22 protein-coding genes are annotated in these 25,745 nt (G+C 33.6%); 15 read left to right on the forward strand and 7 right to left on the reverse strand.

Going from position 1 to position 25,745, the window contains the following annotated elements; genetic code table 11:
- Window positions 1–58: 58 nt before the first annotated feature.
- The 5 genes from AC1DY0_RS01570 (at window position 59) to nudK (ending at window position 6,711) form a co-directional block, all read left to right on the forward strand.
- Window positions 59–1,609 (forward strand): serine hydrolase, encoded by a 1,551-nt coding sequence (locus AC1DY0_RS01570; protein WP_477186934.1) that lies wholly within the window; start codon window positions 59–61, stop codon window positions 1,607–1,609.
- 129 nt (window positions 1,610–1,738) lie between these two features.
- Window positions 1,739–3,958 (forward strand): RelA/SpoT family protein, encoded by a 2,220-nt coding sequence (locus AC1DY0_RS01575; protein WP_477186935.1) that lies wholly within the window; start codon window positions 1,739–1,741, stop codon window positions 3,956–3,958.
- Window positions 3,959–4,303: 345 nt separating this feature from the next.
- A complete protein-coding gene (locus AC1DY0_RS01580) occupies window positions 4,304–4,783 on the forward strand; it encodes a Fur family transcriptional regulator (RefSeq protein ID WP_111409435.1) in 480 nt (159 codons plus the stop codon).
- A gap of 18 nt (window positions 4,784–4,801) precedes the next feature.
- On the forward strand, window positions 4,802–6,073 hold the full coding sequence (locus AC1DY0_RS01585; RefSeq protein WP_310003531.1) for an adenylosuccinate synthase: 1,272 nt from the start codon (window positions 4,802–4,804) through the stop codon (window positions 6,071–6,073).
- Between the two features lie 56 nt (window positions 6,074–6,129).
- A complete protein-coding gene (gene nudK, locus AC1DY0_RS01590; RefSeq protein WP_477186936.1) occupies window positions 6,130–6,711 on the forward strand; it encodes a GDP-mannose pyrophosphatase NudK in 582 nt (193 codons plus the stop codon).
- A 68-nt stretch (window positions 6,712–6,779) separates the two neighbouring features.
- Here nudK and AC1DY0_RS01595 read toward each other — a convergent pair whose 3' ends face one another.
- A complete protein-coding gene (locus tag AC1DY0_RS01595) occupies window positions 6,780–7,418 on the reverse strand; it encodes a peroxiredoxin (protein ID WP_477186937.1) in 639 nt (212 codons plus the stop codon).
- A gap of 82 nt (window positions 7,419–7,500) precedes the next feature.
- On the reverse strand, window positions 7,501–8,412 hold the full coding sequence (locus tag AC1DY0_RS01600) for an AEC family transporter (protein ID WP_477186938.1): 912 nt from the start codon (window positions 8,410–8,412) through the stop codon (window positions 7,501–7,503).
- 148 nt (window positions 8,413–8,560) lie between these two features.
- Between AC1DY0_RS01600 and AC1DY0_RS01605 the strand changes: the two genes are divergently transcribed.
- The 6 genes from AC1DY0_RS01605 to AC1DY0_RS01630 all read left to right on the forward strand — a co-directional run bounded on the left by AC1DY0_RS01605 (window position 8,561) and on the right by AC1DY0_RS01630 (window position 14,618).
- Window positions 8,561–8,968: an RrF2 family transcriptional regulator gene (locus AC1DY0_RS01605; protein WP_477186939.1), complete on the forward strand. Its 408-nt coding sequence runs from the start codon at window positions 8,561–8,563 to the stop codon at window positions 8,966–8,968.
- Between the two features lie 57 nt (window positions 8,969–9,025).
- Window positions 9,026–9,667, forward strand: a complete 642-nt coding sequence (locus tag AC1DY0_RS01610; protein ID WP_477186940.1) for an NAD(P)-dependent oxidoreductase — start codon at window positions 9,026–9,028, stop codon at window positions 9,665–9,667.
- Between the two features lie 94 nt (window positions 9,668–9,761).
- A complete protein-coding gene (meaB, locus tag AC1DY0_RS01615; protein ID WP_477186941.1) occupies window positions 9,762–10,850 on the forward strand; it encodes a methylmalonyl Co-A mutase-associated GTPase MeaB in 1,089 nt (362 codons plus the stop codon).
- Between the two features lie 121 nt (window positions 10,851–10,971).
- Window positions 10,972–11,736, forward strand: a complete 765-nt coding sequence (locus tag AC1DY0_RS01620; RefSeq protein WP_477186942.1) for a phosphatase PAP2 family protein — start codon at window positions 10,972–10,974, stop codon at window positions 11,734–11,736.
- Window positions 11,737–11,943: 207 nt separating this feature from the next.
- The gene (locus AC1DY0_RS01625; RefSeq protein WP_477186943.1) at window positions 11,944–12,885 is read left to right on the forward strand and encodes an NAD-dependent epimerase/dehydratase family protein; all 942 of its coding nucleotides are present in this window, start codon (window positions 11,944–11,946) and stop codon (window positions 12,883–12,885) included.
- 110 nt (window positions 12,886–12,995) lie between these two features.
- Window positions 12,996–14,618 carry an ArnT family glycosyltransferase gene (locus AC1DY0_RS01630; protein ID WP_477186944.1) on the forward strand — a complete coding sequence of 541 codons (1,623 nt, stop codon included), beginning with the start codon at window positions 12,996–12,998 and terminating at the stop codon, window positions 14,616–14,618.
- 65 nt (window positions 14,619–14,683) lie between these two features.
- Here the strand turns inward: AC1DY0_RS01630 and AC1DY0_RS01635 are convergent, their stop codons facing one another.
- A complete protein-coding gene (locus AC1DY0_RS01635; protein ID WP_477186945.1) occupies window positions 14,684–16,624 on the reverse strand; it encodes an LTA synthase family protein in 1,941 nt (646 codons plus the stop codon).
- Window positions 16,625–17,243: 619 nt separating this feature from the next.
- Between AC1DY0_RS01635 and AC1DY0_RS01640 the strand changes: the two genes are divergently transcribed.
- From AC1DY0_RS01640 to AC1DY0_RS01650, 3 genes are read left to right on the forward strand one after another with little or no spacing between them, the layout of a single operon-like run.
- Window positions 17,244–17,957 carry a glycosyltransferase family 2 protein gene (locus AC1DY0_RS01640; protein WP_477186946.1) on the forward strand — a complete coding sequence of 238 codons (714 nt, stop codon included), beginning with the start codon at window positions 17,244–17,246 and terminating at the stop codon, window positions 17,955–17,957.
- Window positions 17,957–18,589: a lipid-A-disaccharide synthase N-terminal domain-containing protein gene (locus AC1DY0_RS01645; protein ID WP_477186947.1), complete on the forward strand. Its 633-nt coding sequence runs from the start codon at window positions 17,957–17,959 to the stop codon at window positions 18,587–18,589. The genes AC1DY0_RS01640 and AC1DY0_RS01645 overlap by 1 nt, the downstream gene beginning before the upstream one ends.
- Window positions 18,570–20,204, forward strand: coding sequence for an ArnT family glycosyltransferase (locus AC1DY0_RS01650; protein ID WP_477186948.1), 1,635 nt, complete (start codon window positions 18,570–18,572; stop codon window positions 20,202–20,204). The genes AC1DY0_RS01645 and AC1DY0_RS01650 overlap by 20 nt, the downstream gene beginning before the upstream one ends.
- Window positions 20,205–20,461: 257 nt before the next feature.
- On the opposite strand, the gene AC1DY0_RS01655 is transcribed toward AC1DY0_RS01650, so the two are convergent.
- From AC1DY0_RS01655 to AC1DY0_RS01665, 3 genes are all read right to left on the reverse strand, one after another.
- Window positions 20,462–20,692, reverse strand: coding sequence for a hypothetical protein (locus tag AC1DY0_RS01655; protein WP_116795862.1), 231 nt, complete (start codon window positions 20,690–20,692; stop codon window positions 20,462–20,464).
- 81 nt (window positions 20,693–20,773) lie between these two features.
- Window positions 20,774–21,682: a prohibitin family protein gene (locus AC1DY0_RS01660; RefSeq protein ID WP_477186949.1), complete on the reverse strand. Its 909-nt coding sequence runs from the start codon at window positions 21,680–21,682 to the stop codon at window positions 20,774–20,776.
- A gap of 68 nt (window positions 21,683–21,750) precedes the next feature.
- Window positions 21,751–23,133 carry an MATE family efflux transporter gene (locus AC1DY0_RS01665; protein ID WP_477186950.1) on the reverse strand — a complete coding sequence of 461 codons (1,383 nt, stop codon included), beginning with the start codon at window positions 23,131–23,133 and terminating at the stop codon, window positions 21,751–21,753.
- 224 nt (window positions 23,134–23,357) lie between these two features.
- On the opposite strand from AC1DY0_RS01665, the gene AC1DY0_RS01670 reads away from it, so the two are divergent.
- Complete coding sequence (locus AC1DY0_RS01670) at window positions 23,358–23,867, forward strand: hypothetical protein (RefSeq protein WP_477186951.1); 510 nt, start codon at window positions 23,358–23,360, stop codon at window positions 23,865–23,867.
- 53 nt (window positions 23,868–23,920) lie between these two features.
- Here the strand turns inward: AC1DY0_RS01670 and AC1DY0_RS01675 are convergent, their stop codons facing one another.
- Complete coding sequence (locus AC1DY0_RS01675) at window positions 23,921–25,684, reverse strand: cytochrome c peroxidase (RefSeq protein WP_477186952.1); 1,764 nt, start codon at window positions 25,682–25,684, stop codon at window positions 23,921–23,923.
- Window positions 25,685–25,745: the final 61 nt, after the last annotated feature.

The following is a 25,745-nucleotide window of genomic DNA, read 5'->3' on the forward strand; positions in this document are numbered from 1 at the left end:
TGCAGATTTTAGATTGTAGAAAATAAAGAATAGATTTCGAATTTAATTACAACAAAATATGAAGAAAATTAGCTTTTCCCTTTTAGTCCTTCTAACATTTAGCCTCCATTCTTTTGCCCAAATTACAGAACAGGAAGTGGACAATTTAGTTAATCGAACTTTAACCACTTTTAATGTTCCCGGAATTGCAGTAGCAATAGTTAAAGACGGAAAAGTGGTACTGGCAAAAGGTTACGGAGTAAAATCTATACTAACTAATGAAAAAGTAGATGCAAACACTCTTTATGCGATTGCTTCCAACAGCAAGGCTTTTACATCTGCCGCTTTAGCAATCTTAGTGGACGAAGGCAAAGTAAAATGGGATGATAAAGTCATTACTTATTTGCCGAATTTCAAAATGTACAATGACTATGTGACCAATGAATTCACTATTCGGGATTTGTTGACCCATAGAAGCGGATTAGGACTTGGCGCAGGAGATTTGATGTGGTGGCCTGGTGGAAGCGATTTTACGCCGCAGGATATCATCCAAAATTTGCAGTATTTAAAACCGGCTTCGGCTTTTAGAACCAAATATGATTACGACAATTTGCTATATATCGTTGCCGGAGAAGTGGTCCATAAAGTAAGCGGTATGAGTTGGTGTGATTTTATTGAAAGCCAAATCATGAAACCACTAGAAATGAATAATAGTGCAGCTTCCTTTGTTCGATTAAAAGACACCTCTAATATTATTGCTCCTCACGTACCCCTTGACGGAAAGCTGAAAGTGATTTCGAGATACAAAAATCAAATATTGGATGCGGCAGGTGGAATTTACTCAAGTGTAAACGATATGAGCAAATGGATGATTATGCAATTGAACAATGGAAAATACGGAACAGAAAACAAACAGTTGTTCTCCAAAAAAGAACATAATGAAATGTGGACTCCACAAACTATAATTCCAGTAACCACAAAACCACCTTACAACACTCATTTCGGTTCTTATGGCTTGGGTTGGAATCTAACTGATGTAAAAGGATACAAACAAGTGAGACACTCGGGAGGCCTAGAAGGAATTGTCACTCTAGTTACTCTTCTTCCAGAGATTAATTTAGGAATTATAGTTTTGACTAATCAGCAATCAGGCGATGCTTTTTACGCGATATCTAATACTATAAAAGACAGCTATCTTGGTATAAAATCGGATGATTATGTTACGATTTACAGAAATTGGGAAAAAGAGGACGAGGAAGCGGGAGATAAAACTACTGACGAAGTTTGGGCATTGGCTGCCAAAAACAAAAAAGATAATATCAAAATTGACTTCAGCAATTATGTTGGAACCTACAAAGATGTATGGTTTGGAGAAGTAGTAATTAGCGAAAAGAAAGGAAAGCTGTTTTTTGCCTCCAAGCGTTCTCCCATACTTTCGGGAGAATTATTTCTTTACAAAGACAAAAACTTAGTTGTAAAATGGAACAATGCTTACTTGCATGCCGATGCTCATTTGTTTTTTGAATTTGATGCAACAGGAAAAGCAATTGCAATAAAAATGAAACCGATTTCTGAGTTAACCGATTTTAGTTATGATTTTCAGGATTTGGACTTTAAAAAAGTATTTTAGACTGCAGAAGGCAGAAGGCAGATTACTAAATTCAGCCTTCTAAAATCAACAATTAAATTCCAAAATCCCCTTCATCCCCTTGCACATCTCCTAAAAAAATCTTATTTTTAGGAATTGAACCATGCCGTTATGATAGAAATTGATATAGAAAAAGAAAACAAAGCAATTGCTCAAGAATATAAAGAGTTACTGCGCATTAGTTACCAAACTTTAACTACAGAGGATAAAAAACTGATACGCAAGGCATTTGACGTAGCCGTTGATGCTCATAAAGACCAACGACGTAAATCGGGAGAAGCCTATATCTTCCATCCTATTGCGGTCGCCAAAATTGTGGCTTCCGATATTGGTTTGGGAGCAACTTCCATTGCTGCAGCCTTAATGCACGACGTTGTCGAAGACACACCAATCACGGTCAAAGACATTGAAAAAATGTTTAATCCCAAAATCGCCCAACTGGTTGAGGGATTAACCAAAATATCATTGGTACAAAAAGACCTTAACGTATCGATGCAAGCTGAGAATTTCCGCAGAATGCTATTGACTCTTAATGATGACGTTCGGGTAATCCTGATAAAAATAGCCGATAGATTGCATAATATGCTGACTATGGACTCGATGGAAGACCACAAACAAGTCAAACTGGCGTCCGAAACCTTATACATTTATGCCCCATTAGCACATCGATTAGGGCTTTATAAAATCAAAAACAAACTTGAGGATTTAGGTCTAAAATACACTGAACCTGAAAGATACAACAACATTGTCAGCAAAATAAGAGAAACAAAGGAAGAACAAGATCTTTACATAAAAGATATTTCCGAAGTACTCCAAAAAGCATTAGATGAAGAAAATGTAGATTACATCATTAAAGGAAGGCCAAAATCCATTTATTCCATCAACAGAAAAATGCTGGCCCAAAATGTAAGCTTTGATGAAGTCTACGATAAATTTGCTCTGCGCATTGTCTACAAATCAAATCCACACGATGAAAAATTCCTTGCTTGGAAAATTTACTCCATCGTAACCGATCATTACAGACCCAGCCCAAGTCGTTTGCGCGACTGGATTTCCTCACCAAAATCAACTGGTTACGAAGCATTACACATAACCGTAATGGGACCAAAAGGTCGTTGGGTAGAAGTACAAGTACGAAGCGAACGTATGGATGAAATCGCCGAAAAAGGATATGCAGCACATTACAAATACAAAAACGGAGCCTCCGAAGAAAACGGTCTCGACGTTTGGTTAAACCTTTTGAAAGAAGCCCTTGAAAACTCAGAAACGAGTGCAGTGGATTTTGTGGAAGATTTCAAAATGAACTTGTATTCCAAAGAGATTTACATTTTTACCCCAAAAGGAGAAATCAAATCCCTCCCAAAAGGCGCCACTTCACTTGATTTTGCTTTTAGCATCCACTCCGAAATTGGAATAAAAACAAGAGGAACAAGAGTCAACGGAAAATTAGTCCCTTTAAATTACGAATTAAAAAGTGGAGATCAAGTAGAAATCATCACCTCTCCAAATCAAAAACCAACTATTAACTGGTTGGATTATGTAACCACTTCAAGAGCAAAAAATAAAATTAGAAACGTCCTCAACGAGAACACTAAGAAAATTGCCGAAGACGGAAAAGAACTCCTTACCCGTAAATTAAAGCACCTAAAAGTCACGCTAAACGAGCAAACTATTAACGAATTAGTTAACTTTTTTAGGCTAAAAACAAGCTTGGATTTATTTTACAGAGTCGGTGTAGGTTCTATTGATAACCAACAATTAAAAGATTATGCTGCCCAAAAAAGCAACACTTTAATCAACTTTTTCAAAAACAAAATCAAGCGTTCACACAGCACTGCCGATGAAGATATTCACAAACAAGTCATCAGCAGCAATTATGATATGCTCGTTTTTGGAAAAACACATGACAAACTCGACTACAAACTATCCAGCTGTTGCAATCCCATACCCGGTGACGAAGTTTTTGGTTTTGTAACCATAAATGACGGTATCAAAATTCATAAAAAAGACTGTCCAAATGCAATTTCCCTACAGTCAAATTATGCATACCGAATCATGCAGGCCAAATGGATCGATTCCACTCAGCAAGACTTCAAAGCCACCATCAACATCATGGGAATGGACACTTTAGGACTTACAAACGAATTGACAAAAGTGATTTCAAACAACATGAATGTCAACATCCAGAGCATTTCTCTTAACGGTGAAGCCGGTATTTTCAAAGGTCAAGTATCTGTAATTGTACCCAACATCACCATTTTGAAAAAATTGATGGATAACATCAAAAAAATTGATGGAATCGACAAAGTAACTCGAGTTTATAAAAATTAACAAAAAAACATCGAATACAAAAACAAACTTTAAAAGTCAAAATTGTGATAATCGCAACCAAAAGACAAAAACAAATAGTTTCAAAAATCATTTGGGCGTGCCACCATTAGGAAAAGAGGCCAACTTATCCAACCGTCGATTCGGCCTCTTTCCCTAATGGTGTCGGGCTATCCGCGCTACTTCGGTAGCTTGCTCCTATCCCTCACGCAAAACACAAGATAATTTAGTTTTCATAAAAGACTTTATCTATTATCCGTCATCAAAGCCTAAAAAATAAAAAACTAGATTTAGAATTAAAACTCTAAATTTTTATACTTTTAAAATAATAATTTATCTTTGCAAGATATGACACTCATTTCCACAGATAACAACAAAAATCAGGAGATTGTAAAAAATGTTTTTACAATGTATCTCGAAAACAAAGGACACCGCAAAACCCCAGAAAGGTATGCTATCCTTCAAGAAATATACGACAGTGAGGAACATTTTGATATAGAAAATCTATACCTCAAAATGAAAAACAAAAACTACCGTGTCAGTAGAGCAACCCTTTACAATACGATCGAATTATTACTGGACTGCGCCTTGGTACGCAAGCATCAGTTTGGACAAAATCAAGCACACTACGAGAAGTCTTATTTCGACAAACAGCACGATCATATCATTATGACCGATACTGGTGAAGTAATTGAATTTTGTGACCCACGAATTCAAACTATCAAAAAAACTATCGAAGAAATTTTTGATATTGAAATCACCAATCATTCCCTATACTTATACGGAAACAGAAAAAAAACAAACGCAGAAAATACAATAGAAAATTAACTACAAATAAAACATAGAATGACTGTAGATTTATTATTAGGATTACAATGGGGAGATGAAGGAAAAGGAAAAATTGTTGACGTTCTTACATCAAATTATGATATAATTGCTCGTTTTCAAGGAGGTCCAAACGCAGGACACACTTTAGAATTTGATGGAATAAAACACGTTCTTAGAACTATTCCTTCTGGAATTTTTCATAAAACAGCCATAAACATTATCGGAAACGGAGTGGTAATTGACCCAGTAGTTTTTCAAAAAGAAATTGAAGGTCTTGAAAAATTTAATTTGGACATCAAAAGCAAATTAATAATTTCTAGAAAAGCACATTTAATCTTACCAACACACCGCTTACTTGACGCAGCTTCTGAAGCTTCAAAAGGAAAAGCAAAAATTGGATCTACATTAAAAGGAATTGGACCAACTTATATGGACAAAACCGGAAGAAATGGATTGCGTGTTGGAGATACTGAATTAGAGGATTTCAAAGAACGTTACAGAGCATTGGCTGACAAACACGAAGAAATGATTAAATTTCACGATGTTAACATTCAGTACAATTTGGCTGAAATGGAAAAAGAATTTTTCGAATCTATCGAGGTTTTAAAAACATTAGATTTTATTGACAGTGAAGAATACTTAAACCAAGCTCAAAGAGCAGGAAAATCAATTCTTTGCGAAGGTGCACAAGGTTCATTGTTAGACGTTGATTTTGGAACTTATCCATTTGTAACTTCTTCTAACACTACTGCCGCTGGTGCTTGTACAGGTTTAGGAATTGCTCCAAACAAAATCAAAGAAGTTTACGGAATTTTCAAAGCTTACGTAACACGCGTAGGAAGTGGTCCATTCCCAACTGAACTTTTTGACGAAGATGGTGCTACAATGGCCAAAGTAGGAAACGAATTTGGATCGGTTACCGGAAGACAAAGACGTTGCGGATGGTTGGATTTAGTAGCGTTAAAATACGCTGTTCAAATCAACGGTGTAACACAATTAATGATGATGAAAGGTGATGTTCTTTCTGGTTTTGAAACCTTAAAAGTTTGCACTGAGTACAACTACAAAGGAAAAACCATTTCACATTTCCCTTATAACATCGAACCAGAAAATGTAACTCCTGTATTCAAAGAATTCAAAGGATGGCACCAAGATTTAACAGGCATGACTACTTATGATCAATTGCCTATTGAGTTAAAAGAGTACATCGAATTTATAGAAAAAGAGGTAGAAGTTCCAATAAAAATTGTTTCTGTCGGACCAGATAGAAAACAAACAATTCTTAAATAATAAGCTAACGTCCCGATAAATCGGGACGTTTTTTTTAACATTAATTAGCTAATATTATGTCAAATCCTAAATACAAAATACAGAAAACAGAATTACTATCCGACAATTGGTACATTCTGAATAAAGTAACCGTAGACTATCAAAAAAAAGATGGGACATGGGACACACAAGTACGTGAAGTATATGACAGAGGTAATGGTGCAGCTATTTTATTGTACAATCAATCTAAAGGAACAGTTATTTTGACCCGACAATTTAGATTGCCAAGCTATTTAAACGGAAATAAAAGTGGTTTATTAATAGAAGTTTGCGCCGGATTACTTGATGAAGACAATCCAGAAGCTTGTATCATCCGCGAGACCGAAGAAGAAACTGGATATCGCCTGCATTCGGTTAAGAAAATTTTTGAGGCATACATGTCTCCTGGAGCAGTAACCGAAGTTTTGCATTACTTTATTGGAGAATATGATTCCAGCATGAAAGTAAGTTCTGGTGGCGGATTAGCAAATGAACATGAAGATATCGAAGTTATCGAAATTCCTTTTGACCAAGCTTATGTTATGATAGAATCTGGCGAAATAAAAGATGCAAAAACCATCATGTTATTACAGTATGCCAAAATTCATAATTTAGTTTAATACAAAAAAGAATAAATAAAAAAGAGTACTATAACTAAATAGTACTCTTTCTGTTTTTAATTCAATACTTATAAATTAGGTTGTGGTGTCATTCTTAAATATGGTTTTATGCGAGTATGTCCTTTGGGGAATTTAGCTGGAATATCACTGTCCGGAATAGCTGGAACAATAACTACATCTTCACCACTTTTCCAGTTAGCTGGGGTAGCAACACTATAATTGGCAGTCAATTGTAAACTATCAATAACTCTTAGCAGTTCTTCAAAATTCCTTCCAGTCGAAGCTGGGTAAGTCAGTGTCAATTTAATTTTCTTGTCAGATCCAATAACAAAAACCGAGCGTACTGTAAATTTTTCACTTGCATTGGGATGAATCATATCATATAACATAGCCACTTCCCTATTTTCATCTGCGATAATTGGGAAATTAACTGTTGTGTTTTGAGTTTCATTTATATCTTTTATCCATTCCTTGTGAGATTCTAAGCCATCAACACTCAAAGCGATGACTTTTGTATTTCTCTTTACGAATTCAGGATAATAATTCGCCACTGTACCTAACTCAGTAGTGCAAACAGGTGTAAAATCAGCAGGATGAGAAAACAACACTCCCCATGAATCGCCTAACCAATCATGAAATTGTACAGTACCCATTGATGTTTCTGCCTTAAAATCTGGAGCTGCGTCTCCTAATCGCAATGTTGCCATAGTTCTATAGTTTTAATATATTTAGTTTCTTAAAATTAAATAAAAAAACAACTACTTCAACAAAGAATATATCAAGTTATTCTTAGATAAAACGCATCAAGGCAACCCAAAAAATTAAGGTTATAAATGAAATGGGAATTCCAAAACCAATCATCATACTACTCAACCTTGGTTTCAAACCATAAGTAGATGCCAATATACAACCTGTAATCATAGGCGCCATAGCTGATTCCAATATAGCCACTTCAATATCCTTTCCATGCTGATGAAATACCACTACATATAAAAAAAAGATAATTGTAGGCATTAAAATTAGCTTATAAAAAAGACCCAATCCAAGAAAGCCCCAATGCATACTTCGTTTTTCAAAACGCAATTGCAATCCCACGGAAAGTAATGCCAAAGGTGTTACGGCACTCCCCACCGATTTTAATAGTAGTTGCCACCAGTCATAAAAATCAAATTGAAAGACATTCATCAAACAGGCTATACAAAAAGTAACGAAGGGAGGAAAAAAAGCAATCTTTTTAGCTATTTGCACACTACTCAAATTTCCCTTAGAATAGACCGTTGCTACCAAAACTCCCAAAGTAGAAAGCACTACAAAAGATCCTGGCTGATCCACTATAATAGCAGTTTTCAAACCTTCTTCCCCATACAAAGCCTCAATTATTGGAAATCCTAAAAAAGAAGTATTACTCAGTCCCGCACATATGATCAAACAACCAATGAGTTTTCTTGGCCAACCTTTTTTTTTCCCTAAGTAACTAAAAAAGAAATACGAAATTGCAAAACCTATCCAAGCCACTCCAATGGGAAACAACAATTGATTGTCCCATTTAATTTTTGGAATATAGTATAAGGCTAATGCAGGAAGACAAATATAGACGACAATCCAATTTAAAATCTTATGTGCATTTTTGGGTATTTGTTTTATCCTTTGTAAAACAAGACCTAAAAGTAAGAAAACAAAAATGAGTATAAAGTTATTCATCGCATAAAATGGAAGACAAAAATAGCACTAAAATTTTCTAAACCCAAAAGGATAAATTAAAAGGCAACAAACCTCAATATTTATTTAACAAAATAAACATCTACAAATTAAATATAAATTCTAAATTTGAAATAAATTTTATTACAGTATGATTTCAGGTAAATTTGCCATCACGATACATATCTTAACATTGCTTTCTAAATTCCCTGATGAATATTTATCATCAGACTTTATAGCTGGCAGTATGAACGTACATCCTGTTTTGGTTAGAAAAGAAATAGCAAATCTTAAAAAAAATCATATTGTAGAAAGTAAAGAAGGAAAAAATGGAGGTACTCGTTTATTGAAATCTTCATCAAAAATCACTTTAGATGCCATATTCAAAATGACATTTGAAACTGTAACATTGGGATTTTCAAAAAACGAACCTAATCCAGAATGTCCAGTTGGAAAACAAATCAATAAAAATTTAGAAAACTTATATGAAGATATCAATCAGACGATCAACTTACAATTGAGCGACATTACATTGGAAGATTTTTCCAATAAGTTTTAGCACTATTTTTTTAAACAAAACTGTAACATTTTTTATTACTTTTAAATATAAATAATTATGAAAATCGCAATTATCGGAGCCACTGGATTTGTAGGCTCAGCAATTTTAAACGAATTAGCAAGCAGAAACCATCAGATTACTGCCATTGCAAGAAATCCTAAAAATGAAGCAAATGCCAATTGGGTAGCTGCAGATATCTTTAACACAGATGCATTAGCCGAAATTTTRAAAGGCAATGATATTGTTGTTAATGCTTATAACCCAGGCTGGACTAACCCAAACATTTATAATGATTCTATTAATGGGTCCAAAGCTATCCAAGAGGCTGTAAAAAAATCAGGAGTAAAACGATTTATAACTATAGGTGGCGCAGGAAGCTTATACATTGCGCCAAATGTACAATTAGTTGACACACCAGAATTTCCAAAAGATATATTTGATGGAGCAAACGCTGCAAGACATTATTTGGATATCATTAAAGAAGAAAAAGAGTTAGATTGGGCATTTTTTAGTCCGGCTATCGAAATGCATCAAGGAACAAAAACAGGAAGAACAGGTAAGTATCGTTTAGGCTTGGAAAATCCAGTTTTTAATGACGAACAACGAAGCATACTTTCAGTTGAAGATTTAGCAGTTGTCATCGCCGATGAAGTTGAAAATCCGAAACACCACCAAGTTCGTTTTACTGCAGCATATTAAGAAATACGAATAGTTCAATAATAAAACAGTTTCAGGGGTTCGCCTTTTGAAACTGTTTTTGTTTTGATTACTTTTACTTTCAAAAACAATTATTTTGTCTACCAAAAAAAATAATCCAAGCGCTTTAAATGAAAAAGCTGGTATTTCACCTCCAGAAATCATCAGTTCCAGTGCTATACACCAAATCAAAATATCCAGAAAGAAACAACCTTCTGCAAAAGAATTAATCAATGGAATTTTGACTGGTAATATTACGGCGCTTAGTCGTGCTATCACATTAATTGAAAGTACAAATATTTCACATTTGGAAAAAGCAAGTGAAGTCATTAACGGATGTTTACCTCATGCCAACAAATCAATTCGAATAGGAATTACAGGAGTGCCAGGTGTTGGAAAAAGCACTTTTATTGAAGCTTTTGGTAAACACTTAACGAGTTTGGGCAAAAAAGTAGCCGTTCTTGCAGTTGATCCAAGTAGTACCATTTCACATGGAAGCATCCTTGGAGACAAAACTCGAATGGAAGAATTGGTGAAAGATAAAAATGCATTCATTCGACCTTCGGCATCTGGGGAGACTTTAGGAGGTGTTGCCCGAAAAACCAGAGAAACAATAACCCTTTGCGAAGCATGCGGTTTTGATATCATTCTAATTGAAACTGTAGGTGTCGGCCAAAGCGAAACGGCCGTTCACAGCATGGTCGATTTCTTTTTACTGCTAAAAATATCAGGAGCTGGTGATGAACTTCAAGGTATAAAACGTGGTATTATGGAAATGGCAGATGCCATTATTATCAATAAAGCCGATGGTGATAATATTAAAAAAGCTCAATTGGCAAAAGTAGAATTCAATAGAGCCTTACATCTTTTTCCAACAAAAAAATCAGGATGGATTCCAACTACGGCAACCTGTAGTGCTTTGACCCAAGAAGGAATTGATGGAGTTTGGCAAACTATTTTAAATTATCTTGAATTGGTACATTCCAATCATTATTTCGCAGAAAAGCGTAAAGAACAAAATCAATTTTGGATGATGGAAACCATTGACGAACAATTAAAAAATCATTTTTACAATCAACCAAGCATTATTCAGTTATTAGGTTCCACTAAAAAAGCGGTTCAAAATAGTGAGATATCCCCTTTTGCGGCAGCACAAATTTTACTGGACAGTTACTTTAAAAAATAATTAATGTCTTTTTCCTTTTTTTTTTACAGTTAAACAATCGAACTCAAGTTTCAAATTACCCAAAATACAGAATTAATTCAGAATTGTATCTGTATCTTGCATTGGTTTTAGAATATTAAAAATGAAACACTTGTATACACTTGCCGTATTATTATCAACTTCTTTTTTGATCGCTCAAAATAGTACAACAGACACTATTATCGTAAAAGACAGCATTAAAAATTTAAAGTTCAATTACAAACAATTAATCATTCCCAGTGTATTAATTGGTTATGGATTAGTCGGAATTAAAAGTGACCAGATAAAAAATTTTAATTCTGAGGTACAAGAAGAAGTTAATGAACATATTGATGACAGGCTAACTATTGATGACTTTGCACAATACGCACCTGCTGTAGCTGTTTATGCCTTAAATGCATTTGGAGATAGTGGAAAAAACAATCTCAAAGACAGATCGATTATTTTGGCTAGCTCCTACATTATGATGAGCGTTACAGTTCTTGCTTTAAAAGATATCACAAAGGTAGAAAGACCAGATGGCTCCTCAAACAATTCTTTTCCTTCTGGCCATACTGCAACTGCTTTTGCCGGAGCTGAATTTCTTTGGCAGGAATACAAAGACAAATCAATTTGGTACGGAATAAGTGGATATCTTGTAGCGGCCGGAACTGGTGCTTTTAGAATTATCAACAACAGACATTGGCTTACGGATGTGGCTGCAGGAGCGGGAATAGGAATATTAAGCACCAAAGCTGCCTATTGGATGCATCCTTATCTCAATAGAAAACTTTTTAGTACCAAAGCTAAAGAAAACAAAGTTTCTTCAATAATAATCCCCTATTACAATGGAAAACAAATGGGCTGTGGCTTAGTTATGCAATTTTGATTTTTTAGAAGTAATCTAAAAAATTAGTAAATTTTTCTTATTTTTACTCATTAGGACAAGCAGCATAAAAACATAACATTTTGTTTACATTATACCTAACTAAAATATAATAATATTTGTTTGTCTTTGTTTTATGATTAAACAGGCCATTATCCCTAGAGGAATTGGCCTTCAATACTACCTATAAAAATCATTAAAGTGCAATCTATGAAAATATTAGTTACAGGCGTGGCAGGATTTATTGCCTCTCATACAGCCGAACGATTACATTCGATGGGACACGAAGTTGTTGGTTTGGATAATTTTTCAGATTATTATGATGTGTCTTTGAAACAGCTCAATGCAAAAGTTTTAACCGCGAAAGGAATTACAATCGAAAAAATTGATTTACGGTTTGCTGAGCAACTTAAAACATTACCAACAAATTTTGAATATATTTTTCATTTTGCCGCACAGCCAGGTATTTCAGCTACTTCTCATTTTGAGGATTATTTGGAGAACAATATCATCGGAACCAAAAACTTAATCGATTTTGCTTTTAAAAATCAAAAAATAGCTCTTTTTGTAAATATAGCTACATCATCTATTTATGGAATTCATGCCACATTTAATGAAACAACTCCTCCAACACCAGTTTCTCATTATGGTGTAACTAAATTAGCTGCTGAACAATTGGTTTTGAAAAGCAGCAGACTAGGGGAATTCAAAGCCTGTTCCCTCAGACTTTATTCCGTTTATGGACCGCGTGAAAGACCCGAGAAGTTATACACAAAATTAATTGCTAATGCATTTCATAACGTTCCTTTTCCATTGTATAAAGGGAGTGAAACCCACCTGAGAAGTTTTACTTACGTGCAAGATATAGTAGATGGTGTGGTGAGTGTAATTGATAAGGCAGATATAGTGAATAACGAAATCATCAACTTAGGGACTGAAGAGGAAAACACAACCCAGCAAGGAATTGAAATTGTAGAACAGATTTTAAATAAAAAAATAGAATTGCAAATTGTTGATGCTAGGACTGGCGACCAATTAAGAACCAAAGCAGTAATTGACAAAGCTCGGAAATTATTGGGCTATAATCCTAAAACAACTTTATACGAGGGATTGAAAGCACAAGTAGAATGGTATGAAAACAATTTTTTATAACTAGGAGATTTAAATCCGAACCAACCATTTTCTTAAATTGGTTTTAAATATATGATGTGATTTTTAGATAAAAAAAGCTTAATTTATATCAACCAAAAAATTTAACTTCAATGAATAGTAAATTTTTAGTTTTAATTTCAAAAAGCCCTGTCTATTTAGTCCTGTTAACCATTTTTATCATCACTTTATTTCACCTCGGCTCTTGGGGTTTGACCGAAAGCAGCGAAGCCCGTTATGCTCAAATCGCCAAAGAAATGTTTGAAACTGGCGACTATATCCATCCCAGAAAAATGGGAATTTCACATTATCACAAGCCTCCATTAACATATTATATAACAGCATTAGGGTATGCCATATTCGGAATCAATGAATTTGGCGCACGCTTTTTTTTATCAGTTGCGCTATTCGTTCAATTGATTCTGATTTACAAAACATCACTGCTCTTGTTTAATGACAGAAAAGCATCCTTACTCTCTGTCGTTTTATATTTTTCAACTCCTTTGATTTTAGCATCTGTCCGAAATTTAACCACAGACGCCTATCTAAACACTTTTGTCATGATGGCAATTTATTTTTGGCTTAAATATTTAGAAGAAAAAAAATTCTTTTTCCTGTTTTATCTGTCACTATCCTTGGGTTTTTTCACAAAAGGCCCCTTGGTACTTATTCCGCTTTTTATCTTTCAATTAACATGGCTATTTTACAACAAAAAAAAAATTAAATTTTCTATATATGATTTTTTGGGAGTCATACTGTTTTTTATTTCTTGTGGATGGTGGTATTTAGCGGTTATAAAAGAAAACCCAATGGTGCTAGACTATTTCACCAGCAATCAGCTTTACCAAAGAATGTTTTCAAATGATGCGTTCAATAGAGGAAAACCCTTTTGGTATTATATAGTTTTTCTTCCCGTGTCTTTATTCCCGTGGATAGCCTACATTTTTATGACTTTAAAAAAAATAGACACAATCGCTTTAAAAAGAAAAATTTTATTGACTACTTTTTTCTTAATTATTTTAATTTTTTCGATCTTCAAAACCAAACTAATTTTTTATGTCTTGCCATCACTCTCTTTTCTGGTAATGTTCATTTCAACTCATTTGGTTCAATTAGACGAAAGCAATTGGAAAAAATTTACTCTTTATTTGTACGGATATTTCTCTTTGGTGTTTATTACAGTTTTTGTAGCCGTCCTTATTCACAAAATAGAACTTGAACTCCCTTATATTTTGATATTACTATCCGGATTGCTAATCTGCATCTTTGGAATAAAGAATAACAGTTGGTTTTACAAAAATCTATACACACTCACAATAAACACATTGACCTTATTATTGTTTTCTACCTATGTAATGAGATCAAACGAGTTACTCATCAACTCTGCTAAACCTATTGCTTCTTTTGTAAATTCACTAAAATCAAAAAATGTTTATGTCTATAACTATCTGCTCCCATCAATGTCTTTTTATACCAACAAAAACATTATAACTCTCAATAACGGAAACTACACCAGCAAAAGGGAAGTACAATTTGAACAAAGCTTAGACTATCTAAAACACTATTACAATTTGGAAGAAAAGAAAGAATGTAAACGATTAAAAACTGATTTTTCTACTCAAAATTCGGTCCTCCTAGTAAGAAAAAAAGAAATATTACCTCAATTTATCAAAACTGAAATAGCTCCTTTTCGAAACAAAAAATATTTTGAAAAATGGATCCTTTATTACAATTAAAACAAAAAGCTACTAAAAAGAAACTTCATCTTTAGTAGCTTTTCATTATCAATAGAAATAGAAAATTATTTTTTCACATCTCTTGACTTATATTCTTTCTCTTTATACAAATCTCCTGCCACAATTACGTGGGCCAGAGCATCTTTTGCAAACTCTTGATCCAATTTAACAGGAACTAAAGTAGTATCATTTTTAATTTCAAATTGTAACGGTTTCAAATTAGGCTGCATGATTACCACTTTATTTTCTACTCTAAAAGCATTGATATCATTAAACTGCATTAAGCTTCTTCCTTTGGCAGCTGGCTGATTGCTGTTCAAGTTTCTACCAACCATTGGTGTTTCAAACTGACCACCAACATAACTTAATAAAGTAGGTGGAATATCTATTTGACTTGCCAATTGACTATACGCTTTACCCTTTGGCACACCAGGTCCCAAAATCAATGCTGGAATATGGAATTTATTGATTGGAACTAAATTCTTTCCATATGTTCTTGTATTATGATCTGCAATAACAATAAAAATAGTGTTTTTAAAATACGCCTCTTTTTTAGCCATTTCAAAGAATTTACCGATTGAAAAATCAGCATACTTCATAGCATTGTTAACTGTTGCCGCTTTTTTGTCATAGGGTTTGATTCTTCCCGCCGGATATTCAAACGGCTCATGATTTGAAGTCGAAAACATTAAAGAGAAGAAAGGTTTATCTCCTTTGCTTTTAAAATAATTATTAGCTTTTACAGCTAAATCCTCATCTGAATAACCCCATGTGCCTTTGAAAGCGTATTTATTTCCATCAGAATCAAAATCATCCTGATCTACAATGTCCTGAAAACTATTCCCATTAAAAAAGGAAGCCATATTATCAAAATTTGACATTCCTCCATAAATAAAACTGGTCTCGTATCCTTTTCTTTTAAAAGCATCTGCCAAAGTAAAAAAACCTTGTTGTGAACCCCCTAATTTCACAACACTCTCAGACGGCGAAGGAAGAAATCCTGTAACTACCGCTTCTATTCCACGAACACTTCGAGTTCCTGTACAATATAAATTTGTAAAAAGAAGTCCCTCTTTTGCAAGACGATCAAATTCTGGAGTTAAAGGTTTACCTCCTAAACTCCCCACATATTCGGCACCTAGACTCTCTTGTAAAAACACCACTAAATTATAGGGTTTTTTCAAAAGTACCTTCGGGTTTTGAACGTGAAGAAAAGGAATCTCAGGGGTACTAAATTCATTTTCCGCGACGGTCATGTATTTTTTTACACGGGCAATCGCTTCAGCTTTGTCCATTTTTCCATACATTTCTGTATTAGCTTCATTTTTCAGAGAATAGGCTGCAAATGCAACCGTGTAAAATGAATTCACACCTAAAGAATTAGTCAGCTGATCAGTCGAAAAAACAGCATTACTCATATTAATAGGCCTCTTGGAAGCCAGACTTGAACGTGCACCAAAAAACAGTAAAAAAGCAACCAATGGGAATACGGTCAATTTGTTTTTGTAATTCGAATCCTTGGTATAAAAAAGCTCTTTCCCTTTTTTGATTGCAAAATACAATGCAATACCCAAAATTGAAAAAGTAACGACTATGGAAATCAGATAACTTTTCAAAAGCATTCCAACAACTTCTCGTGGGTAAATCAGATAATCCAAAAATATTTTATTTGGTCTAGTATCATATTGCTTAATAAAATCTGGAGTTGCCAATTCGATAAAAAGAATTAGGAAAAGAAATAAAAAACTATAACAAACCAGAAATTTATTGGTGAATTTGATCCATTTATTTGGAAGAAAAGTAATTAAAAGCGCCGGAAGAAATGAAATATAACACAATAGTATCAAATCCATTCGCAAACCAATAGGGAAAATATACCAATAATCATGGGTTTCAACAACCCTATCCTCAAACAGAAAAAACAAAAACAAGCGACTTAACGTCATTATAAGCAACCCAAATAAAATGAAATTCAAAACAGGTTTTAGAAAATTGAATTTTCTCATTAACAAAAAATTTAAAATTTAAGATTAATTGAATCCTAAACGATTAATAAAATCAAAAAAAAAAAGATTAAATCTGAATCACGAGTAAGTATTGAGCTACACGCCTTAAACCTTTATTTTTGGCGCAAATATAGCTTTGTTTATCTAATAATCCTGTTCAAAATTTATTAAAATTCATAATGAAGAATATGGCTAAAAAACACTGTTGGAAATTCAAAAATTGATTCTATTTACCACAGCTGTTTTACTACAGAAAAACTCATTCAAAATATTTACGACAAAAAAATCAGCATTAATCAACTGTAATAAAACAATATAGCTAGTTTAGAAAAACCTTCCAAACCTTCAATTAATCATCAAGACAAAAATCGTTCCAAAGTTCTATTTGCAGAATGCTTTTTCAATTGTTCAAACCTTAAGACAGTATCATTTAAAAGCAAAAAAAAATATAAGCTATCCAAACTACTTTCCCAGTAAAACTTCATATCATTCCTCATTTCAAAAAAGGATTGATAATTAGGCATAAACAGCATTAAATCTACAAGTTAATCGATATTTTTTAACGAGAAAACAATATAAATCTCAACAGAATACAATATATTTACATAAAACTTAACCTATGAATTTTGAACTAACAATCATCATTCCTGTTTATAACGAAGAAGACAATCTTGATCGTGTACATCAAGAAATGAAACAGTTTATGTCCATTTCAAAAAAAAAGACAAAAATCCTATTTGTCAATGATGGCTCCAAAGACAACAGTCAAGCATTAATTGAAAAAATCTGCAAGGATAACGAAGAGTTTACTTTTATTTCTTTCGCAAAAAATACTGGTTTAAGTGCCGCAATAAAAGCCGGTTTTGATTATACAGACACGCCTTGGGTTGGGTATATCGATGCCGATTTGCAAACTGCTCCTGAAGATTTTAATATCTTAATGGAATTTGCAGGCGAATTTGACCTTGTAACCGGAGTTCGATCTAACCGAAAAGATTCCTTTACCAAAAATATGTCTTCAACAATTGCCAACAGCATTCGAAGAGCTTTTACAGATGACGGTATGGACGACACAGGTTGTCCCTTAAAAATAATCCGTACTGACATGGCTAAAAGAATTCCAATGTTCAATGGATTGCACCGTTTTTTACCAGCTATGATTTTGTTACAAAACGGTAAAATCAAGCAAACTCCTGTGAGACATTTTCCTAGAGTTGCTGGTGTTTCAAAATTCAATCTTTGGAATCGATTATTAGGGCCATTACAAGATTGTTTTGCTTATTTGTGGATGAAGAAAAAGTACATCAATTATAGTGTAGCAAAACAAGGATAATGAACAACATCATCATTTATTCCATAGGTTTCATTGCCCAAATTTTGTTTTCGAGCAGAATGATATTGCAATGGATTATTTCCGAAAAAAACAAAAAGGTATTAACTCCTGTTTTATTCTGGGAAATAAGTTTATTTGCCTCTTTTCTATTGTTTGTTTATGGCTATTTCAGACATGATTTCTCGATTATGTTAGGACAGACAATTACTTATTACATTTACATTAGAAACATACAACTACAACATGACTGGAAGAAAATACATGTGGTACTGCGATGGTTCATCCTTTTATTTCCTGCTTTTATAGTTTGGTATTCTTATAATAATAATGTCTATGATTTAGACAATTTACTAAGAAATGAAGCAATTCCAAAATGGTTACTTTGGACAGGGATCATCGGCCAAGTATTGTTTACATTGCGTTTTGTCTATCAATGGATTTATTCTGAAAAGAAAAAAGATTCCGTATTGCCATTAGGTTTTTGGATTATCAGTTTAACTGGATCCCTTATCATATTCATTTATGCCATAATCAGAAAAGATCCAGTATTATTGGCTGGTCACGCTATCGGTTTAGTCATTTACACAAGAAATATAATAATCATAAAGAAGGATGTCAAAATTAACGCATAATTATACTTTCTGGCTTTTTGTAGTAGCCTGCCTCATGCTTTTTCCACATTTGGATGTTATTGAAGTGAACATCATGGAAGCTCGAAATTTTATTACTGCAAGAGAAATGGCAACCAATAATCATTGGATACTGACCACCATCAATGATTTACCACGTTATGAAAAGCCTCCTTTGCCGACTTGGCTAACAGCCATTTCCGGAATTATTTTTGGATTTGACAGTGTTTACGGTCTGCGAATCCCTGTTGCATTAATTACATTATTGCTTGTATTTGGGGTTTATAAACTTTCTGAAAAATTAGGTTTATCCAAACAGCAAAGTTTCCATAACGGACTGATTTTGATCACTTCTTTTTATATTTATTTCGCAGGAAGGGATAACCAATGGGATATGTACACCCATAGTTTTATGGTAGTTTGCATCTTGTTTTTGTGGGATTTATTGAATGATTCAAAGAAACCTCTTTTCAATGCTGTTATGGCTGGATTGTTTTTTGGGTTTTCCTTTTTGAGCAAAGGTCCAATTTCCGTTTATGCGTTATTATTGCCTTTTTTGATTGCTTATGGATTCACCTATAAATTTCATTTAAAAAACAAAAAACTGTACCTATTTCTAATTCTTGCACTGGGCATAATCATTGGTTTGTCTTGGCCTTTGTACGTAAAATGGGCAGATCCCACGACCTATTTGAAAGTGACAAAAATAGAAAGCAGCCGATGGGGAAATTATAACACCAGACCATTTTATTATTACTGGAGCTTTTTTACCCAAAGTGGTATTTGGACAGTTCCGGCTTTTATTGCTTTAATGTATCCTTATTTAAAAACCAGAGTCAGCAATTTAAAAGCCTATCAATTTACGTTGATATGGACATTGGCAGCTGTGGTTTTACTTTCGATAATACCCGAAAAAAAATCAAGATACTTATTGCCCGTATTAATTCCGATGGCATTGAATACCGGGTTTTATATCGAATATCTGATCAACAATTTTAAAAACATCAATTTAAAAAAGGAAAAAGGAGTTGTTTATTTCGCCTTTGGCCTTATCGGAATTGTTTGTATTGTCATTCCGATCGGAATTCTTATCAAAGTGAAAAATGATTTAGCTGGATTCGAATTTTGGCTAATTGGTTTGAGCTTATCTTTATTGACAATAGGTTATATACTATTTAAAAACCTAAGAAATAAAGACTTTACAAAAGTATTCTACGCAGTAATAGCTGTACAAGTAGCTGTTGTCGTTTTTGGAATACCATTCACAAAACTGATTTTAAAAAATCCGGATTACGCCAGTGCAAAAACAATTAGAGAAAAAGAAAAAAGCCTTGGTATCAGAACTTATGAATTAAACGCATTTACTCCCGAAATTATTTGGGATTATGGTTTTAACATTCCTATTCTGTTAAATGAAGAAACCAACAAACTAAACTTACCTTCTGAAAGTAAATTCGGTTTATTGGCTTTGGAAAAAGACCATATTGATTCTAAAAAAGAATTTCAGAATTACAATCTAAAAAAAGTGTCGAATATTGATTTGAATCATGTTCCTACAGATTCCAAAAAACATAATGATCGATTGACCAGAATATACTATATCGTTACGAAGAAATAATTGGCTTAATTCTATAAACAACGACCTTCTATTGAGCACTTAATTGAAACATATAAGTCACATAAGCTGTTAGTTTGAAAAAAAAATAAGCAAAGTCAAAAGTTCATTTAAGCAAAAGCAAATAACCTATAAAGAACATTTTTTACTTATTTTCACTTTTTTTGTCCACTTGACAAACTGTTTTTTAAATTTTAAACTTATATGACTTATATGGTTGAAAAATATTAGCTGCTCATTTTAGAAATATAACGAAATAATTACTCCTTCTCGTAACGCTCCATTTCTCTGTCGTAAAACTCATTGGCAAGAACAATCAGCCCTTCCATTTCGGCATTCAATTCGGCTTCATCAAGGTCTTCGGCTTCTTCCATAAATTCAACCTCATCGTCTTTCAGATTGATGATAAATCTTGGATAATCCAAGTGAATGATGAAAATATCATCTGGAAAATCAGTGTTGTCGCCTAGTAAAAATTTTGGTAATTCCATGTTTTTAAGTTTAATCGTTTATTTGATAATGTGTTAAATCGATTAACCGAACAAACGATTAACCAATTAAACTTTTTAATTCTATTTATCAGACAAAATAACCGGTGCACTCCCTTTTCCATTCATAAAAATAATTTTAGAATTTGGTGAAGCAGCTAGTTCTTTTTGTGCTTTAATTTGTTCGTATTGCAGTTGTTTATCTGTCAATCCAAGAGAAATAATTCTTTGATAATCTGCTATACCTTGTGCTTCTACTCTTTTACGTTCGGCTTCTTGTTTTTCTTTTTGAAGTACAAAAGTCATTTTTTGAGCATCTTGTTCGGCATTAATTTTACTTTCTATCGATTTTTTAACTGAAATTGGAAGATCAATGTTTCGAATTAACAATTGTTCCAAAACTAAACCTCTGCTTTTAAAATCAGACTCAATAGTTTTAAATATTCGTGCCTGAAACTCATTCCTTTTGGTCGAATACAAAGCCACAGCATCATAAAAAACAGCGTTGTCACGTATTCTGGTTCTAGTGATTGGTCTCACAATTTTATCAGTATAATCAACTCCAATAGTCTTAAATATCTTTGGTGCATCGGTAGGAACCACACGATACAAAACAGTCAAATCAATAACCACTTCAAGTCCATCATTGGACAAAACCCGAATCGCATCATCTCCTGTTTGCGCACCTTCGCCGTGAACAGCAGACATCGTGTAATTTTGTGTTTGAATATCAAATGTTGTAATATCCAAAAGCGGATTTATAACATGCAAACCACTTTCCAGTACATCAGAATCCACGCTTCCATAAAGAGACTTCACTCCTACTTCACCGGCATTTATCTGCTTAAACATTGAAGAAACAATTCCTAAAGCGATTAGGATAAATCCAATAATCCTTAGTAAACCTGCAAATTTAGAAAACGGACTAACATTCTGTCCTAATGTAAATCCAAGAATCAGTAAAATTATTCCAAGAATAATAAATAGTATCATTTTATAGTTTTTAATTGGTACGGTGATTATACGTTAAAACCAATTATAAGTTACATTCTTACAAACACTTATTTTCCTGAATTTTCAAGAACCAACTTTTTTGTCAAACGAGCAAAACGAATGTACAAAAACAGAGCCGCTGCTGTCAAACCTGCCAAAAGACCAATCCAAACACCAACCGCTTTTAAGTCGGTATATTTTCCTAAATAAAAAGAAATCGGAAACCCTACGATCCAATAAGCTACAAAAGTAATATACATAGGGACTTTCACGTCTTGTAAACCTCTCAAAGCTCCCAAAACCACTACCTGAATTCCATCTGAAATTTGAAAAATAGCTGCTATCAATAACAATTTAGAAGTAATCATAATGATTTCATTGTTATCGAGAACCTGTGCTGGATCATGCATATTTAAAAATAAATGAGGCAAGAAATTATGAAAAACTACAAAAATCAATGCAAAAAAGGCCTCGGTAATTACCGCTAATAAAAAGATAGATCGAGCTACAACAATTAAATTTTTATAATCAGCCACTCCTCTAGAATGTCCTACTCGAATCATTGCCGTAACGCTTAAACCCATAGCCACCATAAACGTTGACGAAGCCAATATAAGCGCAATTTGATTTGCCGCTTGGCTGTTCTTACCCAATGTTCCCGAAAGCCAAATTGCTGCCGTAAACAAAGTCACCTCAAACAGCATTTGCATAGCCGAAGGAATTCCAAGATTAATAATTTTTTGAATTATTGATTTTTTGATTTCTTTAAAGGTGAAATTTTTGAAATACTGCTTCATAATCGCATTGTGCTTCATCAGATAATGCATGAAAACGACCATCATTATTCTAGAAATCACAGTTCCCAAAGCTGCTCCAGTCACTCCTAGTTTTGGAAAAATCCAAAACCCATAAATCAACACATAATTAAAAAAAACATGCACCACATTAGTCAAAATAATCGAATACATTGAATATTTAGTCAAAGACAACCCATCAGCAAATTGTTTATACCCTTGATACATCACAACTGGAATTAGAGAAAAAGCAACCCAATCAATATAAGGCGCCGCCAATGCAACAACTGCTTCTGGTTGATCCATAAAATACATCAATTGCTTGGACAATACTGTTAGCATAAACAACGACACACCCAGAATGGTGCACAACAACAAACCGTGATGAAATGTGGTTCTTATCTTTTTATCATTTTTCTCAGCATTGGCTTCGGCAGTCAAAGGTGTTATGGCTGTAGAGAAACCAATCCCTATTGCCAATGCCAAAAAGATAAAACTGTTTCCTAAGGAAACGGCTGCCAACTCGGTCGATCCTAAGTTACCAACCATATAATTATCCACAATACCTATCAAAGTATGTCCAAGCATTCCTAAGATTACTGGATAAGCCAATTTAATATTATATGAGAATTCTTTGGTGTACTGAGAAAAGTTCATTTTATTTTATTAAGTCAGCAAAGATAAATAGAAGCTTTCAATTGCATCAATACTATTAAAAATATAACACCCTTTTATTTGATATTTTTTACGTAAATGAAGTAATTCTATAACAGTCGTTCAGAATTCTATAACAATTTCGGCAAGTCATGACACTACATTTGCCCTGTTGTTCTGAAACAAATAAACAGAACAATCAAAAAAAATTAATCCAAAATTCAATTATGAAAACTACATTAAAAATTAAATTGTTATCTGCATTCACAATCGCATTATTATTTGCAAACAATTCACAAGCTCAAGACACAAAAAGTTTCGACCAAGGATTCCGATTAGGAATTGGTCTTAACGGAGGAATGCCAACAAACAATGATACATATGACTGGTCACTAGGTGGTGATGTTCGTCTTCAATATGATTTAACACCAAAAGCGTCTCTAACACTTACAACGGGATTCACAAATTTGTTCATTGATCAAAATGTAAAAGACTTAGGTTTTATTCCTGCAAAAATTGGATTCAAAGCATTCGTTTGGGAAGATCAATTTTATGTATTAGGTGAAGTAGGTGGTGGTTTTGCAGTAACAAACGGTTATGACCAAAACACATATATCTGGTCTCCTGGAATTGGATATGCCAATAAAAATATTGATGTAAGTGTACGTTATGAAGCCTACACCGATTATGACACTAATCAAATTGCATTGCGTGTAGCTTATGGATTTGATTTATAATAGAATTAGTACCTCTAAAAAAGCCCTGAAATTCAGGGCTTTTTTTTTGTTCTTTAGTCTTGCTTTTTATCGGTTAATGTCTTCATAAAAGCAATTAGTTGTTTCTTTTCCAATGGCGTTAAATTTAATTTATCGATTGGCAAAGTTTGATTTGGCAAATTAAAACCTAAACCATTTCCGCCACCGCCATCATAGAAATCTATTACTTCTTCCAAAGTTTTGAAAACTCCATTGTGCATATAAGGAGCGGTTAATCCTATGTTTCGAATCGTTGGTGTTTTAAACGAATAACGATTCACTTCAGCTTTCGTCAAATCAAATTTACCCAAATCACCATCTAACTTTTTGTCTTTGCCGGGAACACCTAGGACTTCACTCTCTGACCTGTCAAAATTGGGTGGAACCGTTCCATTTGTTAGCGGAATAAAATGGCAAGTTGCACATTTGGCTTTGCCTGCAAAAAGATTAAAACCTGCTATTTCATCGAGATTGAATTTTTCTTCTCCTCTCATGAAACCGTCAAATCTGGAATCATAATTACTCAAAGACCGAATATAAGATGCCAAAGCATTTTTAATCTCAAAAGAGGTAATTTCTTTATTTGGAAAAGCTTTCTCAAAATTGGCTGCATATTTTTTAGTCTTTTTTAAATCCGAAGCTGATTTCTCCAAAGAGCCGTGCATTTCGTTCTCATTTGTAATAACGGCAACTGCTTGATCTTCGAGATAATTCACTCTCGAATCATAAAAAAAACTGCGTTGAAAAGCAATATTGGAGAGTGTTGGTGTATTTCTTTTTATCATTTGTTTTCCATCCAATGTGACAGCTTTTTCCAACCCATCGGTAAAAGCTTTATCGGCATAATGACATGAGGCACAAGAACGAGTATTATTCCCCGATAAAACAGGATCATTAAATAATAATTTACCCAATTCAATTTTCTCTTTTGTGGTTTTATAATCTGGAAATCCCGAAAAAGCTTCGGCATCAAAAGCATTTTTGTCAAATAATGTTTGAGCTTTAACTTTCAATCCTCGGCTTTCCTTAAAAAAAGGAATTTTCAAATCTGATTGCGCTTCATAAATCGCTTTACTCAAAGGATTCAAATATTTTTTAATAAAATAGGCTCGGTCAAATTCATTAAACTTTAAATTTTTACTCAAATAATCCTTCCCTCCCGCAAGTATCGATAAAGTTTTGGGGCTTTGTTCGTCTTCCTGATAAATAATAAGTTGCTCTTCGATAGTTTCTAATGAAGTTATGGCTTCCGTCAAAGAATTCTGTGCAATAGGAGAATCAAATCCCGTTATTCCCAAAGTAATTATCCTAAAAACCTCCAGCCGCATCGCATCAAAAACAGAAGAATCCGTTAACTCATTAGTTTTCGAAATCATTTGCAAACGATACAAATTGGCATTTAGAATTCCTATTTCTTTGAGAATCTCTATTTTGGTATTCTTATCATAAACTGGAAAAAAATATTCCTCAATAACCTGAAGTCCTGCAGGAGGAACGGTAATACCATCTTCATATTCATATTCTTCAAGAGCCGGACCGTTTATGGCTTTGGAAACTGTCGGAAAATAATACTCGCTAATAGACTCGACCCTTTTATAACTTTGATGTGCTTTTAAAAATTGGTTTTGTAGTTGTTTTTGAGTTGCTCCATCTTCAACTAAATGTTGTAATTGAGTCACATCTTCTTGAAAAACAACCAAATCCGACTGGTACAAATCATTAATTTGTTCGGTTTTGGATTTAAAATCAGAACAGGAAAACAGTAAAAAACAAATTAAAAGGAAAACAATATTTTTCATATAAAAGTATAAGAATAAAAAACAGAAATCACGGCTTCAAAAAATGAAACCGTGAGCTTCT

It is taken from the genome of Flavobacterium sp. P1_E4 (genome assembly GCF_056405915.1).

Excerpts from the sequence above, each read along its gene's own strand:
- AC1DY0_RS01570 (WP_477186934.1), top strand. The coding sequence starts at position 59 with ATGAAGAAAATTAGCTTTTCCCTTTTAGTCCTTCTAACATTTAGCCTC.
- AC1DY0_RS01575 (WP_477186935.1), top strand. The coding sequence starts at position 1,739 with ATGATAGAAATTGATATAGAAAAAGAAAACAAAGCAATTGCTCAAGAA.
- AC1DY0_RS01580 (WP_111409435.1), top strand. The coding sequence starts at position 4,304 with ATGACACTCATTTCCACAGATAACAACAAAAATCAGGAGATTGTAAAA.
- AC1DY0_RS01585 (WP_310003531.1), top strand. The coding sequence starts at position 4,802 with ATGACTGTAGATTTATTATTAGGATTACAATGGGGAGATGAAGGAAAA.
- nudK (WP_477186936.1), top strand. The coding sequence starts at position 6,130 with ATGTCAAATCCTAAATACAAAATACAGAAAACAGAATTACTATCCGAC.
- AC1DY0_RS01595 (WP_477186937.1), bottom strand. The coding sequence starts at position 7,418 with ATGGCAACATTGCGATTAGGAGACGCAGCTCCAGATTTTAAGGCAGAA.
- AC1DY0_RS01600 (WP_477186938.1), bottom strand. The coding sequence starts at position 8,412 with ATGAATAACTTTATACTCATTTTTGTTTTCTTACTTTTAGGTCTTGTT.
- AC1DY0_RS01605 (WP_477186939.1), top strand. The coding sequence starts at position 8,561 with ATGATTTCAGGTAAATTTGCCATCACGATACATATCTTAACATTGCTT.
- AC1DY0_RS01620 (WP_477186942.1), top strand. The coding sequence starts at position 10,972 with ATGAAACACTTGTATACACTTGCCGTATTATTATCAACTTCTTTTTTG.
- AC1DY0_RS01625 (WP_477186943.1), top strand. The coding sequence starts at position 11,944 with ATGAAAATATTAGTTACAGGCGTGGCAGGATTTATTGCCTCTCATACA.
- AC1DY0_RS01630 (WP_477186944.1), top strand. The coding sequence starts at position 12,996 with ATGAATAGTAAATTTTTAGTTTTAATTTCAAAAAGCCCTGTCTATTTA.
- AC1DY0_RS01635 (WP_477186945.1), bottom strand. The coding sequence starts at position 16,624 with ATGAGAAAATTCAATTTTCTAAAACCTGTTTTGAATTTCATTTTATTT.
- AC1DY0_RS01640 (WP_477186946.1), top strand. The coding sequence starts at position 17,244 with ATGAATTTTGAACTAACAATCATCATTCCTGTTTATAACGAAGAAGAC.
- AC1DY0_RS01645 (WP_477186947.1), top strand. The coding sequence starts at position 17,957 with ATGAACAACATCATCATTTATTCCATAGGTTTCATTGCCCAAATTTTG.
- AC1DY0_RS01650 (WP_477186948.1), top strand. The coding sequence starts at position 18,570 with ATGTCAAAATTAACGCATAATTATACTTTCTGGCTTTTTGTAGTAGCC.
- AC1DY0_RS01655 (WP_116795862.1), bottom strand. The coding sequence starts at position 20,692 with ATGGAATTACCAAAATTTTTACTAGGCGACAACACTGATTTTCCAGAT.
- AC1DY0_RS01660 (WP_477186949.1), bottom strand. The coding sequence starts at position 21,682 with ATGATACTATTTATTATTCTTGGAATAATTTTACTGATTCTTGGATTT.
- AC1DY0_RS01665 (WP_477186950.1), bottom strand. The coding sequence starts at position 23,133 with ATGAACTTTTCTCAGTACACCAAAGAATTCTCATATAATATTAAATTG.
- AC1DY0_RS01670 (WP_477186951.1), top strand. The coding sequence starts at position 23,358 with ATGAAAACTACATTAAAAATTAAATTGTTATCTGCATTCACAATCGCA.
- AC1DY0_RS01675 (WP_477186952.1), bottom strand. The coding sequence starts at position 25,684 with ATGAAAAATATTGTTTTCCTTTTAATTTGTTTTTTACTGTTTTCCTGT.